This is a genomic window from Rhodococcus sp. (in: high G+C Gram-positive bacteria) (assembly GCF_049286785.1).
Taxonomy (GTDB): domain Bacteria; phylum Actinomycetota; class Actinomycetes; order Mycobacteriales; family Mycobacteriaceae; genus Rhodococcus_F.
Window position 1 is genome coordinate 1 of record NZ_JBAQEO010000665.1, and the last position, 1,643, is coordinate 1,643.

The 1,643-nt window shown below is 64.7% G+C and carries 2 protein-coding genes and 1 pseudogene; all 3 read left to right on the forward strand.

Annotation, left to right across the window (positions count from 1 at the left end; genetic code table 11):
• The coding region (locus tag WAW17_RS23955) for an HAD-IC family P-type ATPase (RefSeq protein WP_422335389.1) at nt 1–626 on the forward strand (626 nt) is incomplete at its 5' end.
• Between the two features lie 61 nt (nt 627–687).
• Complete coding sequence (locus WAW17_RS23960; RefSeq protein WP_422335390.1) at nt 688–1,353, forward strand: DUF305 domain-containing protein; 666 nt, start codon at nt 688–690, stop codon at nt 1,351–1,353.
• Nucleotides 1,354–1,545: 192 nt separating this feature from the next.
• Nucleotides 1,546–1,643 (forward strand): annotated as a pseudogene (locus tag WAW17_RS23965) (LLM class F420-dependent oxidoreductase); the annotation flags it as partial.

The window sequence follows — 1,643 nt, forward strand, 5'->3', positions numbered from 1 at the left end:
CCGATGCGGTGCGAGAGACCTCGGCCGAGGCGGTGGCGTCGCTGCACCAACTCGGTGTCGAGGTGGTCATGCTCAGCGGCGACAACGAAGCGACGGCCCGCCGCATCGCCGGGCAACTGGGCATCGACACCGTCATCGCCGAGGTGCTACCCGGCGACAAGGCCGCCACGATCGCCGAACTGCAGCGCGCGGGCAAGAAGGTCGCGATGGTCGGTGACGGCGTCAACGACGCCCCGGCCCTGGCCCAGGCTGATCTCGGCATCGCGATCGGAGCGGGGACCGACGTCGCGATCGAGACTGCGGATCTGGTGCTGATGCGCTCGGATCCGCTCGATGTGCCGATCGCGCTGCGCATCGGGCGGGGCACCCTGCGCAAGATGCGGCAGAACCTCGGATGGGCCGTCGGCTACAACGTCATCGCCCTGCCGATCGCCGCCGGGGTCTTCGAACCCTCGCTGGGTCTCGTGCTGCGTCCGGAGATCGCCGCCCTGTCGATGTCGGGCTCCAGCTTCATCGTGGCGGTGAATGCGTTGATGCTCAAACGACTCTCGCTGCCCTCCCCGCCCGAACCACAGCTCACCGAGACCGTATCGGCGCCTGAGCCCACACCCACCGGTCCACGATGAGAGAAGCGCTGGCGACGCCAACCGAATTCATCGTCCAACGAAGAAAGGAACTACCAACGTCATGACGAGGAAATCTCTCGCCGCCGGCGTCGCCGCGCTCGCGGCCCTGGTCACATTGACCGCCTGCAGCAACTCCGGCAACGACCAGGCCGCTCGAGGCAGTACCTCGGCGAGCGTCACCGCCACCACGGACTCCGCCGAGACCCACAACCAGGCAGACGTGGCGTTCGCGCAACACATGATTCCGCATCACGCGCAGGCCATCGAGATGAGCGATGTCGTGCTCGCCAAGGACGGTATCGACCCTCGGGTGACCGATCTGGCGAACCAGATCAAGGCAGCCCAAGGCCCCGAGATCGAACAGCTGCAGGGCTGGTTGAACGAGTGGGGGCAGTCCAGCATGCCGATGTCCACGCCCGGGATGGAAATGCCGGGTCACGCCATGCCGATGCAGTCCTCGCAAGTCCCGGCGCCCGGTGCCGGAGGAATGGGGATGAGCGGAATGATGTCCGCCGAGGACATGACGGCCTTGCAGAACGCTCAGGGCGTCGATGCCGTCCGGCTCTTCCTCACGCAGATGATCGCCCATCATCAGGGGGCGATCGCCATGGCACAGCACGAAATCAACGCCGGCCGGTATCCCGACACCGTCGCATTGGCCCGCACCATCGCCGACACCCAGCAGCAGGAGATCACCACGATGCGCAGCATCCTGTCCTCGCTGTGACATCAGGATGGTACGAACGTCGACATCACCTGGTTCCCGCCGGCGGCGTAACCGTTGAGCGGGTAGACGACAAAGGTTGCCACCTCAGGGCACACGTTTGTTGCTGATGGATCCCTGTTTGGACACGTTGATAAACAGGTGTCCAGAAGGTTAGTGTGCAGGAAGTGATTGCCACTCGGCCTAGGAGATTTCGTGAAGTTCGGTATTACGTTGTTCACCAGTGACCGTGGAATCGAGCCGGCCGCCGCCGCGCGGGGTGCAGAGGCCAACGGATTCGACTCCTTCTACGT

Bases quoted from the DNA above. Each gene is read 5' to 3' on its own strand.
- WAW17_RS23960 (WP_422335390.1), top strand. From the start codon at position 688: ATGACGAGGAAATCTCTCGCCGCCGGCGTCGCCGCGCTCGCGGCCCTG.